This is a genomic window from Aliiroseovarius sp. Z3, assembly GCF_029105185.1.
Lineage (GTDB): Bacteria > Pseudomonadota > Alphaproteobacteria > Rhodobacterales > Rhodobacteraceae > Aliiroseovarius.
Map to the genome: position 1 here is coordinate 153,039 of NZ_JAFMZK010000005.1, position 14,762 is coordinate 167,800.

The following is a 14,762-nucleotide window of genomic DNA, read 5'->3' on the forward strand; positions in this document are numbered from 1 at the left end:
GTCAGACCCCCGTCGCCGGAATGCCGGTGCGTTTGACCGGTTGCGGTGCGGTCAGTTCTTTCCACTTGGACAGCGCCGTGTTCACCGTCGCATTCGGTGCGCGTTCGACAAACTGTCCATGGCCTTCCTGCGTGCGGATCTCTCCGTCATGCACAGCCACCTGACCACGTGTCAGGGTGAAGCGCGGAAGGCCTTTGACCTCGTGCCCTTCAAAGACGTTGTAGTCGATCGAGGATTGCTGCGTGCTTGCCGCGATGGTCTTGGACTTCTCGGGATCCCAAACCACAAGGTCCGCATCAGCGCCGACCAGCACGGCCCCCTTGCGCGGATAGCAGTTCAGGATTTTCGCGATATTGGTCGAGGTCACGGCGACGAATTCGTTCATTGTCAGACGGCCCGTGGCCACGCCGTGGGTCCACAGCATCGGCATCCGATCCTCAAGCCCGCCGGTTCCGTTGGGAATTTGGGTGAAATCGCCCACGCCAAAGCGTTTCTGCTCGGTCGTGAAGGCGCAGTGGTCGGTCGCGACAACCGAAAGGCTGCCCGACTGCAGACCCGCCCACAGGCTGTCTTGGTGCTTTTGATTGCGGAAGGGGGGCGACATCACGCGACGGGCGGCGTGGTCCCAATCGGCGTTGAAATACTCGCTTTCATCCAGCGTCAGGTGCTGGATCAGCGGCTCGCCCCACACGCGCTTGCCTTGCATACGGGCGCGGCGGATAGCCTCGTGCGCTTCCTCGCACGAGACATGCACCACGTAAAGCGGCGCGCCGGCCATATCGGCGATCATAATCGCGCGGTTGGTGGCCTCGCCTTCGACCTGAGAGGGGCGGGAATAGGCGTGCGCCTCGGGTCCCGTGTTGCCCTCGGCCAGCAGCTTGGCGGACAGCTCGGCAATCACATCACCGTTTTCGGCGTGGACCATCGGGGTGGCGCCAAGTTCGGCCAGACGGGTGAAGGACGAATAAAGCTCGTCATCATTCACCATCAGCGCGCCCTTATAGGCGAGGAAGTGCTTGAAGGTGTTGATACCGCGCTCCTGCACAACAGTTTGCATGTCGTTAAACACCTGCTCGCCCCACCACGTAACAGCCATGTGGAACGAATAGTCACAGTTCGCGCGGGTCGATTTGTTGTCCCAACGCTTCAACGCATCCAGCAGGCTTTCGCCTTGGTTTGGCAGGCAGAAATCAACCACCATCGTGGTGCCGCCCGCCAGACCGGCCCGCGTGCCGCTTTCGAAATCGTCCGAGGAATAGGTGCCCATAAAGGGCATTTCGAGGTGCACATGCGGGTCGATCCCGCCGGGCATGACATAGCACCCGGTGGCGTCGAGCACCTCGTCGCCTTTCAGGTCCGGTCCGATTTCGATGATTTTGCCGTTCTCGATTAGGACGTCTGCTTTGTAAGTGAGGTCCGCCGTGACGACGGTTCCGTTTTTGATGACTTTGGTCATTTGTTATCTCCCTGATTGCCTTGGGCCGGTATCGCTCAGGATCCTACCTCTTCTTCTGGCTAAAAATATCCCGGGGTCCGGGGCTGGCCCCGGTCCGGCGGTGCAGCTTCACTCCACAATCTCCGCCGTCGCCAGCACTGCGTGCAGCAACACATCCGTGCCCGCCGCTGCCCAGTCCTTGGAAATCTCCTCGGCCTCGTTGTGCGACAGCCCGTCCACACAAGGGCACATGATCATTGCAGTCGGATAGATCTCGTTGATCCAGCAGGCGTCGTGGCCTGCGCCGGAGACGATATCCATGTGGCTATAGCCCAGCTCTTCCGCCGCATCGCGCACGGCCTTCACGCAGCCCTCATCAAATGCGGGCGGGTCGAAAGTGCCGACCATGTCCCAGCTCATCTCAACCCCAATATCGGCGCAAAGCTTGGGCGCACGCTCGTCAAACTCAGCGATCATCGCGTCGATCACCTCTTGCAGGTGCGAGCGGAAATCGACGGTGCAGACGACCTTGCCGGGGATGATGTTGCGCGAGTTTGGATAGACGTCGATATGGCCGATCGCCCCCACCGCGTTGGGTTGGTGCTTCATCGCAATCTCGTGGACCAGTTCGGTGATCAGCGCCAAGCCACGGCCCGCGTTGATGCGCATGTGCATGGGGGTTGATCCTGTGTGGCTTTCCTTGCCCGTGATGGTCACTTCCAGCCAGTTCAGGCCCTGACCATGGGTGACGACGCCGATGTCTTTGCCCTCGGCTTCCAGAATGGGGCCCTGTTCGATGTGCAGTTCGAACATCGCGTGCATCTTGCGCGCGCCGACCTCTTCATCGCCGACCCAGCCGATGCGCTTCAGCTCGTCTCCGAATTTCTTGCCCTCGGCATCTTCGCGCGCGTAGGCCCAGTCTTGCGTGTGCTTGCCCGCAAACACGCCCGAGGCCAGCATGGCCGGCGCAAAGCGGGTGCCTTCTTCGTTGGTCCAGTTGGCGACGACAATCGGATGTTTCGTTTTGACGTTCAGATCATTCATCGTGCGAACGGCTTCCAGCCCGCCCAACACGCCCAGAACGCCGTCATACTTGCCGCCCGTGGGCTGCGTATCCAGATGCGAGCCCATATAGACGGGCAGGGCGTCCGGGTCTTCGCCGGGGCGGGTGGCAAACATGTTGCCCATCGTGTCGACGCCCATCGTCATACCCGCAGCTTCGCACCATGTCTGAAACAGCGCGCGGCCTTCGGCGTCTTCATCGGTCAGCGTCTGGCGGTTGTTGCCCCCGGCGACACCGGGGCCGATCTTGGCCATCTCCATGATGCTGTCCCAAAGGCGGTCAGGATCAATGCGCAAATTGCTTCCTTGGCTCATATCAATCTCCCAATTGCTTTGCTTGCGGCAGCGCGGATTTTAGATTCCGTCTTGATGACAGGCTGACGGATTTCTGCACGATCGGTCAATCTTTTTCTGACCGATCGTGCAGAAATACCTGTTTTTCAGGCAAAACTCGTGGCACAAGATGAAACCCTGTGCTGGTTTCGCACGCAAGAGGGCCTGGAAAGCGAGTGTAAAGAGCGACGTGAACAAGACGACAAGAGGGATCCAAAGCCGCAATCGCGAAGAGGTGACAGCCCGTATTCTGGCCGCCGCTGAAAAGGTGTTTGCCGAGTTCGGATATGCCGGTGCATCCATCAGTCGGATCGCGGCGGTGGCGGGGCTGCCCAAGTCGAACGTCGTGTATTACTTTGAAACGAAAGAGGCGCTCTATCGACGTGTCGTGGGTGAGATTTTTGATATCTGGCGCGCCGCCGCAGACAGTATCGCGACAGACAACGATCCGATCCACGCACTGGGCGATTACATCGACACAAAGCTCGATCTGGCCCGGACAAGACCGTATGGATCAAAGGTCTGGGCGAACGAGATCATTCAGCGTGCGCCCATCGTTCAGGACTATCTGGAAGAGGAGTTGAGATCATGGACAGAGAACCGGATTGCGGTGATCGATGCATGGATAGAAAACGGCCAGATTCGACCGATCAGCCCACGCCATTTGCTTTATGCGATCTGGGCAATGACGCAGCATTACGCGGATTTCACCCATCAGATCACGACCTTGAACGACGGCGTTGAACTCACCGATGCGCAGTGGAACGAGACGAAGGCGGCGGTGAAAGACCTTCTGCTATGCGGTGTCGCGCTGCCAGATCTCAACCGGGCGTAGGGACAGCATATCATGGCGAAAGCAGGATCGACATCCCGCCCCACCCGCATACAGCGCGAGAAACGGCGGGCGATTTTTGAGGCGGCGCTGGACGTCTTCTCGGAAAAAGGACTGCGCGGGGCGACCTTGGACCAAATCGCGGATGCTGCCGGGTTGTCCAAGCAAAACATCGTCTACTATTTTAGTGGCAAGGAAGCGATCTATTCCGAGCTTCTGGAAAGCCTGCTGGAAGAATGGGTCAGCCCCTTGCGCGATCTGTCCGAGGACGGCGAACCGCTGGACGAGATTTTGACCTATGTCGGTCGAAAGATGGAAATGTCACGCGAGATGCCGCGCGAAAGCCGGTTGTTCGCAACCGAAATACTGCATGGTGCCCCACGGTTGGGGAATATGCTGACAAAGGACCTTAAATCACTGGTCGATGAGAAAGCAGCGGTCATTGCCACCTGGATGGTCGAGGGACGGCTGGCGACCATTGATCCGCATCACCTGATCTTCTCGATTTGGGCGATGACCCAGCACTATGCCGATTTCGATTTGCAGGTGCAGGCGGTTTTGGGTCCGGTGCGCAGTGATACGCGGTTTGAGGATGCGGAAGTGTTTATCAAGCACATGCTCGTCAGGGCGCTTCACCCCTAAGCAACATCGCAAGCGCCAGAAGCGTCGCGGCGACACCCGCCAGCAACAGGGCAGGGGGGGTGGTGCCGTAAAACAAGAAATCCCAAAGCACGACCCAACTTGGCACCAGATATGTGTAAGCCATGACCTTGCTGGCTGGCAGGCGCTGGGCGGCATATTGTACCAGAAAGAACGTGCCAGCGGTGGTGACGATAGCAAGATAGGCAATGACCATCCAAACCGCAGGGCGAAGACTTGCGAAGTCGGTGTGGATGAGGTCGCTAAATCCATAGAGTCCGGTAACGATCAGCGCCCCGAGCACCGTTCCAAGTGAAGTTTGTAACGGTTTGACATCGCTTGCCAACTTTCGGGCAAGCGCGGGCACCAGAGCATGGGCCAGCGCACCAATTGCAAACAGCGCTTCGCCTCGGCCAAGCTCGAACCGCATGAGCGCGCCGATATCTGCGCGAAAGATGACCCATACGGCGCCCACTGCGCCGATTGTCAGCGCAATCAGCGTCCAGCGGCCTGACCTCTGCCCCGCGATCAGCAACCCGCAACCTGCCGCCATCAAGGGTGTCAAAGTAAAGACTGCCGCGGTGGATACGGCGGTCGTGACGCGAAGCGCCTCGAACATGGTGATGAAATAGACGGCCATCAGACCGCCCATCAGTCCGAAGCGCCAGAAGCCCGTGAAGACAGGGGCGATGGGAATGCGCAAAACCCGCGCCAGTCCAAACAGGACCAGCGCGGCCAGCGCGAACCGCACGGTGTTCAGGGCGGTCGGAGTGATTTCTTTCGCGACGATGTGGCCAAAGCTGAACGACAGCGAAACCAGTGCCGAAAAGGATAACATCGCCAGATGGCCCTGCCGGGAGGGGGACAGGGCCATCCCAGCCTTACTCGGCGGCTGTGGCGGTTGGATTGTTGGGGTGGGTTGTCCAGTTGGCATATTCTTTTTCAACAACCTTACCTGTTCGTTCATCCATGGCGCCCGGCGCAATGGTTTCCATGGTAATGCAGCCCTCGACCGGGCAGACATTGACGCACAGATTACACGCCACGCATTCGTCATCCTTCACATCAAAGACACGGTCATCCGACATGCTGATCGCTTGGTGCGACGTGTCTTCACATGCGGCGTAACAGCGGCCACATTGAATGCAAGCGTCCTGATCAATCCGTGCCTTGGTGACGTGGTTCAGGTTCAGATATTGCCAGTCGGTGACATTCGGAACGGCCCGTCCGACGATTTCATCGACCGAGGTGTAGCCTTTTTCATCCATCCACTGGCTGAGCCCCGAAATCATTTCCTGCACAACCTTGAACCCATAGGTCATGGCCGCCGTGCAAACCTGCACGTTACCGGCCCCAAGCGCCATGAACTCGGCGGCATCGCGCCAGGTTGTGACGCCGCCGATACCGGAAATGGGCAATCCATGCGTGCCGGGGTTGCGCGCAATCTCGGCCACCATGTTCAGGGCGATGGGTTTCACCGCAGGGCCGCAATAGCCGCCATGCGTGCCCTTGCCGTCAATCATCGGTTCAGGCGACATCGCATCCAGATCAACAGATGTGATCGAATTGATCGTGTTGATCAGGCTGACCGCATCCGCTCCGCCATCCTTGGCCGCCTGCGCGGGCATCAGGATATTGGTGATGTTCGGCGTCAGCTTCACGATGACGGGCAGGTCGGTGGCTTCCTTGCACCAGCGCGTGACCATCTCGATATATTCCGGCACCTGACCGACAGCGGATCCCATGCCGCGTTCGGCCATGCCGTGCGGGCAGCCGAAGTTCAGCTCGAACCCGTCACAGCCGGTTTCCGCGATGCGCGGGATGATCCGCTTCCATTCGTCCTCCTCGCAAGGGACCATGACCGAAGCAATCAGCGCATGATCGGGATAGTCCTTCTTCACGCGGGTCATTTCCTCAAGATTCACCTCAAGCGGGCGATCGGTAATCAGCTCGATGTTGTTCAAGCCCAGAAGGCGGCGGTCAGCACCATGGATCGCGCCATAACGCGGGCCATTGACGTTGACCACAGGTGGCCCTTCCGCGCCCAGTGTTTTCCAGACCACGCCACCCCAACCGGCTTCGAACGCGCGGCGCACGTTATATTCCTTGTCGGTGGGCGGGGCCGAGGCCAGCCAGAACGGGTTCGGTGACTTAATTCCCAGAAAGTTTGATGTCAGGTCGGCCATTAGCTTGCTCCTGTCAAAGTGGCGTGGATGTCCATGGCCGCATCACGGCCCTCGGCAACAGCGGTTACAGTCAGATCGTCCCCGCCCGAGGCGCAGTCGCCCCCGGCCCAGACACCCGCGACATTGGTTTTTTGTGCCGCGTCCACCGTGATCTTACCACTTTCGATTTTCAATGTGTCCGGTATGTCACCCAACGCTTGCCCAATCGCTTTGAACAGCTGATCGGCAGGCAAGGTAAACGTCTCGTCCAGTGTCACGAGCTTACCGTTTTGGGTTTCGGTGTAGGCGAAGGTTACACCTGTCAGCGAACCGTTTCCTTCGATCCCGACAGGGGTTGCGTTGCAGATCAGGGTCACACCCTTTTGCTGCGCCAGATCCTGTTCGAACTTCGAGGCTGCCATCGCCTCTTGCCCGCGACGATAGACGATGGTCACATCTTCGGCGCCCAGCAATTTTGCCTGAACACCCGCGTCGATGGCTGTCATCCCACCGCCAATGACGACAACGCGCCGCCCAACGGGCAACTTGCTCAGGTCGCTGGCTTGACGCAACTCGGCAATGAAATCGACCGCATCGGTGACGTTTTCCTTGTCTTCCCCGTCAAGGCGCAAGGCGTTCACCGCTGTCAGCCCCATGCCAAGGAACACTGCATCAAAATCGCTTTGCAATCCGTCCAGTGTGACCGATTTGCCAAGCGGTTGGTCATAGCGGATATCAATGCCGCCGATGCCCAAAAGCCAGTCCAGCTCTTTCTGCGCAAAATCGTTGGTGGATTTGTAAGCGGCGATCCCGAATTCGTTCAACCCGCCCCCTTTGGCGCGTGCTTCAAACACAACCACGTCGTGGCCAAGCATCGCCAAACGGTGTGCACAGGCCAAACCTGCGGGGCCAGCACCCACCACGGCCACTGTCTTTCCGGTCGACGCCGCACGGGTGAAGGGATGTTTGCCTTGTGCCATCAAAGTGTCGGTGGCGTGGCGCTGCAGGCGACCGATTTCAACCGGTTTGCCTTCGGCGATTTCGCGCACACAAACCTCTTCGCACAATGTTTCGGTCGGGCAGACACGCGCGCACATCCCGCCCAGAATGTTCTGGTCCAAGATCGTTTTCGCGGCGGCTTCCGATGTTCCCGTTGCGATCTGACGGATGAAAAGGGGGATGTCGATCGAGGTGGGGCATGCTGTCATACACGGCGCATCGTGGCAGAAATAGCAACGATCAGCGGCCACCCTGGCCTCGTGTTCATCATATGCTGGGTGGAGGTCCGAGAAATTGGCTTGCACGTCGGCTGGCGCTAATCGGGCCGGAGATATTCCGTTTTCCCTGTTGGTTTGGGGCATTTTTTGATTCCCGTTCTTGTTTTCGTCTTTCTATCAAGGCACAGAATCAAGAATTTTACCAGATGGTAAAAAATAAATGATTAGACCGGGCATCTGTGGTGAGGTGGCTGGCCGGTCGAAGGTGCCGAATTCATACCAACTGGTCCCGTACTTCCAGAGCCAACCAAAGTCATGAACAGAACCTCGCCGCGATCGGTATCAACCCGATATGTGACCCAGTGCGGTCAACCACTTGAGACCCGAACATCCGGGCAACCGATTGGTTGGCTTGTTCAAATCACAGTTGCCTAACGCGCTATTCTATGATCACTATTACATGACCAGCGGTCATTTAGGCGTTGGCAGGACGGGCCAAGACAGCAAATAGGCGATTAGGGGGCTGATCGTTGCAACTTACAGTGAACGGTACGGTTCATGACGTGGATGTCGAAGACGACATGCCTTTGTTGTGGGTCTTGCGCGATGAAATCGGTCTGAACGGGCCGAAATATGGATGCGGCGTTGCCGCCTGCGGAGCTTGCACGGTGCATATCAACGGCGTTGCCGTGCGCTCGTGCCAGACATTTGTTTCGGATGTGGACGGTCCCGTCACCACGATCGAGGGGTTGGGAACGCCGGATGAAATGCACGCTGTTCAAGCTGCATGGCTAGAACATCAGGTTGCACAATGTGGATATTGCCAAGGTGGTCAGATGATGCAGGCCGCCGAATTACTTTCGCACACGCCTGAGCCATCGGATGTTGATATCGACGAGGCGATGTCGGGCAACCTGTGCCGGTGTGGAACCTATCCCCGCATCCGCGCGGCCGTGAAAACGGCTGCCAAAACGTTACAGGGCACTTGATCATGGGCCGCGCTGGAACCATCGCCCGTCGCACCTTCATGGTGGGTTCTGTCGCCATTCTGGGCGGAGTCGCCTTTGGCTATTATCAATACAAACGACCTGCAAAGAACCCGTTGTTGGATGGTTTGGCGGAGGGCGAGGCGGCCCTGACGCCTTATGTACTGATTAACGCTGAGGGCATCACGCTGATCACTCCGCGCGCGGATATGGGGCAGGGGGTCTATTCGGTGCAGGCGGCGCTGATTGCCGAGGAGTTGGATGTTGAGCTTGACCAGATCAGGGTTGATCCTGGCCCGCCGTCAAAAGCCTATTACAACACGGCGCTGGCAAATGATGCGGTGCCATTTCCAAGCACCAACCAAGGTGCGGCGGCCAATGCCATGCGCGGGACCGTTGATGCGGTGATGAAGTTCATGGGCATGCAGTTGACCGGCGGGTCCACCACAGTGCCTGACGGGTACGAGAAGTTACGCGTGGCGGGGGCCGTTGCCCGCGAAACGCTAAAGGCGGCAGCGGCGCAACAAAGTGGTCTGGCTGTCACGCAGTTGAAGACCGAGCGGGGCGCCGTCGTTCTGCCCGATGGCAAGCGGCTACCTTATCAGGCACTGGCCGCGACAGCCGCCCAGATTGACCCGATCACCGATGTGACGCTGCGCCCAACAACTCAATGGCGGCTTCTTGGTAAGCCCATGCAGCGTGTCGATATGGTTGCGAAATCCACGGGCAGACAAACCTACGGGATCGACACGCGGATGGACGGGATGGTCCACGCCGCCATTCGCCTGAACCCGCGCAAAGGGGGCGAGGTTGTCGGCTTCGATGCCACGACCGCTGAAACCATGCGCGGTGTTCGACATATCATCCCTGTGACGGGCGGTCTCGGCGTGATCGCGGATAATACTTGGCGGGCCTTCCAAGCGGCGGACGCTATTGAGATTGAATGGGGCCCGGCCCCGTACCCCGCCACACAGGATGAACATTGGCAGGTTCTGGCGGATACGCTTGAAACAGGCAACCAAGATTCCCAGCCGCGCGACGATGGTGATGTGGATGGCGTGTCCATGACGGTCGAGGCGGAATATCGCGCGCCCTATCTGGCACATGCGCCACTAGAGCCGCTGAACGCGACGGTTCTGGTTGGTGAGAACCGCGTCGATGTCTGGACCGGCAATCAGATCCCCCGCATGACCCAGGCCAGCGTGGCCGACATGACGGGTGTGCCGGTCGAGAATGTCCATGTGCATATCCTGATGATGGGCGGCAGTTTCGGGCACCGGCTGGAAGACGAGGTCGTCAAACGTTGCACCGAGCTGGCAATGGCGCTGCCGGGCACGCCGGTCAAGCTGACCTATAAGCGCGAGGAAGACACGGCGCAGGATTACACCCGCCCGATTGCCATGATGCGTGCGCGGGGGGCGGTTGAGGATGGCAAGGTCGTCGCGATGGATATCCGGGTGGCGTGCCCGTCGATTCTGGACAGTCAGATGGGTGAAAGGCAAGGGTTTGGCTTGCCCGGTCCCGACAGCACCATCACCCAAGCCCTATGGGATCAGCCCTACGCCATTCCACATTATCGTGTGACGGGGTATCGGACCCCCAAACTTGGGCCGGTCAGTTCGTGGCGGTCAGTTGGGGCGTCGCAAAACGGGTTTTTCCATGAGAATTTCCTGAACGCGCTGATCCATGAAGCCCGAGCCGACCCGATCGAGGAACGCTTGCGGCTGATGACAGACGCACCATCGCGCAAGCTGTTGGAAACCGTGGCCGAGATGTCGGGCTGGGGCGGATCCCTTGGTCCGGGCAAGGCGCGTGGCGTTGCTTTCAGCCTGTCCTTCGGCACCCCCGTCGCCGAGGTGATCGAGATCACCAACACCGAGGATGGCATCAAACTGGACAAGGTCTGGGTCGCCGCCGAAGTGGGGCGCGTCGTCGACCCGGTGAACTTCGAAAACCTTGTGCAAGGCGGGGTGATCTGGGCGCTGGGCCACGCGATCAACAGTCAAATCACCTATGCTGACGGCAAGGCCGAACAGGAAAACTTTTTCGATTTCGAGGGGCTGCGGAACTATCAAACGCCGGAAATCATCGTGCGCGGGCTGGAAAACCGTGACCGGGTGACGGGCATCGGCGAACCCCCCGTACCACCTGCCGCCCCCGCCTTGGCCGAGGCGATATTTCAGGCAACCGGAGAGCGCCCGACCGAAATGCCCTTTGCCAACAGCTTCACATTCGTCTGACCGATCTTCCACCACTCACGGGGTCAGGCAAAAACGCGCTCGTCAGAAATGGCGGGCGCGTTTGATATAGGGGGCAGGGGCTTTGCCCCTCTGCGCTGCGCGCATTCACCCCAGGATATTTGGGGCCAGAAGAAGGGGATAGGGCTGGCCGCAGAGGCGGCTAGAGTTGATGCCCGAACTGTTGACCGGATTATCCAGCGGTTAATCTGCGTATCGAGACTTTGATTGAAAGGCGACTTGAGTCTAATCGCGTGTGATCTCTCCAAATCGTTATCTAAGCCGCCATTCGCCACGCCGGACGTGTTCAAACAAGTCATCGCGTCCTTTAAAGGCCTCTGAATCAGATGACTGCTCCTCCAGTGAGCGACGCACAATTGCTTGAAGGTTTTTCGGCAATGTTCGCCGTGCTTCTGATCGCTGCTTTTCAACTTGTGTGTAAATCCGATGGAGGGTGGCCTGACCATTCAATGTTTGAAGGGCAGCAACTACATCGTCGATCCAGCGAATCTTGCCAACTGGGACTTGCAACATTGGCGCGCTTTCCTTTCCATAGTTGTGACTCTTTAGATCTTTTTTGATCTGCGTAGGCCTGAGTGTGTTCGGGTCGTCGAGGCCGAGCACCCTCCTTAGGACCTCGTTTTCGCTAGCTTCAGGTGTAACGCGGTTTGTCCAAATGGCAGCATATACATCCAAGTCGATTTCGATAGTTGGCAAGATTAGCATCCTTTTCGTATCATTTTGATACTAAAAAGATCATCTTTGTGAGTCAACAGTTCAGAAATATTTGCGCTACCGCTTCTTCCCCCGACCCGCCCGTTGCCCCGGCTTCCCAGCCGTTGACCGCCCCTTCACCTTCTGCGCCGCCTCACCGGCGGCCTCAATCGCCGATTGCCGCGCCAGCGGGTCGTCGGCGATGGCCAGTTCGACGGCTTCCAGACGGTGCACCTCGTCGCGCAGGCGGGCGGCTTCTTCGAACTCAAGGTTTTCGGCGGCTTTGCGCATCTGGGCTTTCAGCCCCTCCAGATGGGTGATCAGGTTGTCGCCGATCATTGGTTTGTCGATGGTGGCCGTGACGCGGGACATGTCGGTGTCGCCCTCGTAAAGCCCGGACAGCACGTCTTCGACATTCTTCTTCACGGTTTCGGGCGTGATGCCGTGCAGTTCGTTATAGGCTTGCTGCTTCTCGCGCCGCCGGTTGGTTTCGTTCAGCGCGCGTTCCATCGACCCGGTGATCCGGTCGGCATACATGATGACGCGGCCTTCGGCGTTCCGGGCGGCGCGGCCGATGGTTTGCACAAGCGAGGTTTCCGAGCGCAGGAAGCCTTCCTTATCCGCGTCCAGAATGGCGACCAGCCCGCATTCGGGAATGTCCAAGCCTTCGCGCAGCAGGTTGATGCCCACCAGCACGTCGAAGGCCCCCAGACGCAGGTCGCGCAGGATTTCGATCCGCTCGATCGTGTCGATGTCCGAGTGCATGTAGCGCACGCGGATGCCCTGTTCGTGCAGGTATTCGGTCAGGTCTTCGGCCATGCGTTTGGTCAGGGTCGTGACCAATGTGCGCATGCCGCGGTCGGCCACTTTGCGCACCTCGTCCAGCAGGTCGTCGACCTGCATGTCGACCGGGCGAATTTCGACTTCGGGGTCCAGAAGGCCAGTGGGGCGGATCACCTGTTCGGCGAAAACGCCGCCTGTCTGTTCCAGCTCCCAGTTCGAGGGTGTGGCCGAGACAAAGACCGATTGCGGGCGCATGGCGTCCCATTCCTCGAACTTGAGCGGGCGGTTGTCCATGCAGCTAGGCAAGCGGAATCCATGTTCGGCCAGTGTGAACTTGCGCCGATAGTCGCCGCGATACATGCCGCCGATCTGCGGCACGGACACGTGGCTTTCATCGGCAAACACAATCGCGTTGTCGGGGATGTATTCGAACAGGGTAGGGGGCGGTTCGCCGGGCGCGCGGCCCGTCAGGTAGCGCGAGTAGTTCTCGATCCCGTTGCAAAATCCGGCAGCTTCCAGCATTTCCAGATCGAACCTCGTGCGTTGTTCAAGGCGCTGGGCTTCGAGCAGTTTGCCTTCGTCCTCGAACTGTTTCAGGCGGATTGCAAGCTCTTGTTTGATATTCTGAATCGCTTGTTTCAGCGTCGGCGTGGGCGTCACGTAGTGGGAATTCGCATAGACGCGCACCTTTTCCAGCGTGTCGGTCTTGGCCCCGGTCAGGGTATCGAACTCGGTGATGTTTTCCAGCTCTTCCCCGAAGAAGGACAGCCGCCAGCCGCGATCTTCCAAGTGGCTGGGCCAGATTTCCAGACTGTCGCCGCGCACCCGAAAGCTGCCACGCTGGAACGCGTTGTCGTTGCGCTTGTATTGCTGGGCGACCAAATCGCGCATGATGGATCGCTGGTCGTATTCCTCGCCCACCGTGATATCCTGCGTCATGGCGGTGTAGGTTTCGGGCGAGCCGATGCCATAGATGCAACTGACCGAGGCCACGATGATCACATCGTCACGTTCCAGAAGCGCCCGCGTGGCCGAGTGGCGCATCCGGTCGATCTGTTCGTTGATCTGGCTTTCCTTCTCGATGAAGGTGTCCGAGCGGGGGACATAGGCTTCGGGCTGATAGTAGTCGTAATAGCTGACGAAATATTCGACCGAGTTGTCGGGGAAATACCCCTTCATCTCACCATAAAGCTGGGCGGCAAGGGTCTTGTTCGGGGCCAGAATGATCGCGGGGCGTTGGGTTTCCTCGATGATCTTTGCCATGGTGAAGGTCTTGCCGGTGCCGGTGGCGCCCAAAAGCACCTGATCGCGTTCCCCGCCTTCGACCCCGCCGACCAGTTCCGCGATGGCGGTGGGCTGGTCGCCTGCAGGTTTGAAAGGTGTGCTCATCACAAATCGCTTGCCGCCTTCAAGTTTGGGGCGAGCTGTCGGCGCGAATGTCGGGTTGGTCAACGGGCTATGGGTCATGCGAATCCTTCCGCCGTTTAGAATGGTCACATTTTGTTCTTCTTCAAGGGGTAAGGATTACTTTACCTTTCCCTCCCCATAATTAGCGAATTGAGCGGAATAGCCGATTTTCGGACTATGGGGTCCAGATAGTGGCTTTCAGATATGTGAAAGCATTTACCAGTTGGCAACCAATGGTTGTATTTGTGCAAAGAGGAGCGTTAGCCACCTTTTTGCTTAGTGCTATCTAAATATCTGAAATAAAAAGAAAAATAAGAAAAATTTTCTTCAAAAAATGCAACTAATAGTGTTTTTTTGCACTTGTCTTAGCTATGGCGTCGCGCTAGGTTTGTGTTGCAAGCAGCAGAACGGACTGCCGGTGGCGACGATACACCCACCCCACCCCTCGCTCCCTCGGAGCTACCGGCAGCCACTCTGAACTCTCAAAAACCACCACTCACAAAGCGCTTCCGGCCCGCAGCTGGGCTGGAAGCCGCATCCGACACTGCCAATATGAGTTCCTTATTTGCTTGAATTACGTCCACGCATGCCGGATAAACCGCACAGGCTTTCAAGGAGATCCCGGATGCGTGCACGTATCTATCAACCCGCTCGTAACGCCATGACATCAGGGCAGGCTAAGACCAAGGTGTGGCTGTTGGAATATGCAGCAGACGAAGCGCGCGACGTGGATCCGTTGATGGGTTGGACCAGTTCGTCCGACACTCAAAGCCAAGTGCGTCTGAAATTCGACACCAAAGAAGCGGCGTTGAGCTATGCACGTGAACGTGGCATCGAAGCGATAGTGCAGGAACCACATAAACGCCGGGCAAACATTCGGTCCGGTGGCTATGGTGAAAACTTCGCCACCAATCGGCGTGGCCCCTGGACGCACTGATACGATTTACCATGT

General features: G+C 58.3%; 12 protein-coding genes. 5 read left to right on the top strand and 7 right to left on the bottom strand.

All coding sequences use genetic code 11. The features are described 5' to 3' along the window. Position 1 precedes the first annotated feature (1 nt). Entirely contained in the window at positions 2 to 1,456 is a 1,455-nt protein-coding gene (hydA, locus tag J3R80_RS10800; protein WP_275393784.1) for a dihydropyrimidinase, read from the bottom strand. 108 nt (positions 1,457 to 1,564) lie between these two features. Beyond that, a complete protein-coding gene (locus J3R80_RS10805) occupies positions 1,565 to 2,812 on the bottom strand; it encodes a Zn-dependent hydrolase (RefSeq protein ID WP_275393786.1) in 1,248 nt (415 codons plus the stop codon). A 208-nt stretch (positions 2,813 to 3,020) separates the two neighbouring features. On the opposite strand from J3R80_RS10805, the gene J3R80_RS10810 reads away from it, so the two are divergent. Both J3R80_RS10810 and J3R80_RS10815 read left to right on the top strand, forming a co-directional pair. Continuing rightward, on the top strand, positions 3,021 to 3,665 hold the full coding sequence (locus J3R80_RS10810) for a TetR family transcriptional regulator C-terminal domain-containing protein (protein ID WP_275393787.1): 645 nt from the start codon (positions 3,021 to 3,023) through the stop codon (positions 3,663 to 3,665). Positions 3,666 to 3,677: 12 nt separating this feature from the next. After that, on the top strand, positions 3,678 to 4,304 hold the full coding sequence (locus tag J3R80_RS10815; RefSeq protein ID WP_275393788.1) for a TetR family transcriptional regulator C-terminal domain-containing protein: 627 nt from the start codon (positions 3,678 to 3,680) through the stop codon (positions 4,302 to 4,304). Here the strand turns inward: J3R80_RS10815 and J3R80_RS10820 are convergent. From J3R80_RS10820 to J3R80_RS10830, 3 genes are read right to left on the bottom strand one after another with little or no spacing between them, the layout of a single operon-like run. After that, positions 4,285 to 5,175 carry a DMT family transporter gene (locus J3R80_RS10820; protein WP_275393789.1) on the bottom strand — a complete coding sequence of 297 codons (891 nt, stop codon included), beginning with the start codon at positions 5,173 to 5,175 and terminating at the stop codon, positions 4,285 to 4,287. The genes J3R80_RS10815 and J3R80_RS10820 overlap by 20 nt on opposite strands. Positions 5,176 to 5,182: 7 nt before the next feature. Next, positions 5,183 to 6,487: an NAD-dependent dihydropyrimidine dehydrogenase subunit PreA gene (preA, locus tag J3R80_RS10825; protein ID WP_275393790.1), complete on the bottom strand. Its 1,305-nt coding sequence runs from the start codon at positions 6,485 to 6,487 to the stop codon at positions 5,183 to 5,185. Further along, positions 6,487 to 7,827, bottom strand: coding sequence for an NAD(P)-dependent oxidoreductase (locus J3R80_RS10830; RefSeq protein ID WP_275393791.1), 1,341 nt, complete (start codon positions 7,825 to 7,827; stop codon positions 6,487 to 6,489). Before J3R80_RS10830 ends, preA begins: the two co-directional genes overlap by 1 nt. A 386-nt stretch (positions 7,828 to 8,213) precedes the next feature. Between J3R80_RS10830 and J3R80_RS10835 the strand changes: the two genes are divergently transcribed. Together J3R80_RS10835 and J3R80_RS10840 are read left to right on the top strand one after the other, a co-directional pair. After that, positions 8,214 to 8,672 carry a (2Fe-2S)-binding protein gene (locus tag J3R80_RS10835; RefSeq protein WP_275393792.1) on the top strand — a complete coding sequence of 153 codons (459 nt, stop codon included), beginning with the start codon at positions 8,214 to 8,216 and terminating at the stop codon, positions 8,670 to 8,672. A gap of 2 nt (positions 8,673 to 8,674) precedes the next feature. Continuing rightward, entirely contained in the window at positions 8,675 to 10,909 is a 2,235-nt protein-coding gene (locus J3R80_RS10840; RefSeq protein WP_275393793.1) for a molybdopterin cofactor-binding domain-containing protein, read from the top strand. A gap of 270 nt (positions 10,910 to 11,179) precedes the next feature. Here J3R80_RS10840 and J3R80_RS10845 read toward each other — a convergent pair whose 3' ends face one another. Both J3R80_RS10845 and uvrB read right to left on the bottom strand, forming a co-directional pair. Beyond that, on the bottom strand, positions 11,180 to 11,623 hold the full coding sequence (locus J3R80_RS10845) for a hypothetical protein (RefSeq protein WP_275393794.1): 444 nt from the start codon (positions 11,621 to 11,623) through the stop codon (positions 11,180 to 11,182). A gap of 75 nt (positions 11,624 to 11,698) precedes the next feature. Further along, positions 11,699 to 13,870 (bottom strand): excinuclease ABC subunit UvrB, encoded by a 2,172-nt coding sequence (gene uvrB, locus J3R80_RS10850; protein ID WP_275393795.1) that lies wholly within the window; start codon positions 13,868 to 13,870, stop codon positions 11,699 to 11,701. A 565-nt stretch (positions 13,871 to 14,435) separates the two neighbouring features. Between uvrB and J3R80_RS10855 the strand changes: the two genes are divergently transcribed. Further along, positions 14,436 to 14,747, top strand: a complete 312-nt coding sequence (locus J3R80_RS10855; protein WP_275393796.1) for an ETC complex I subunit — start codon at positions 14,436 to 14,438, stop codon at positions 14,745 to 14,747. Positions 14,748 to 14,762 lie beyond the last annotated feature (15 nt).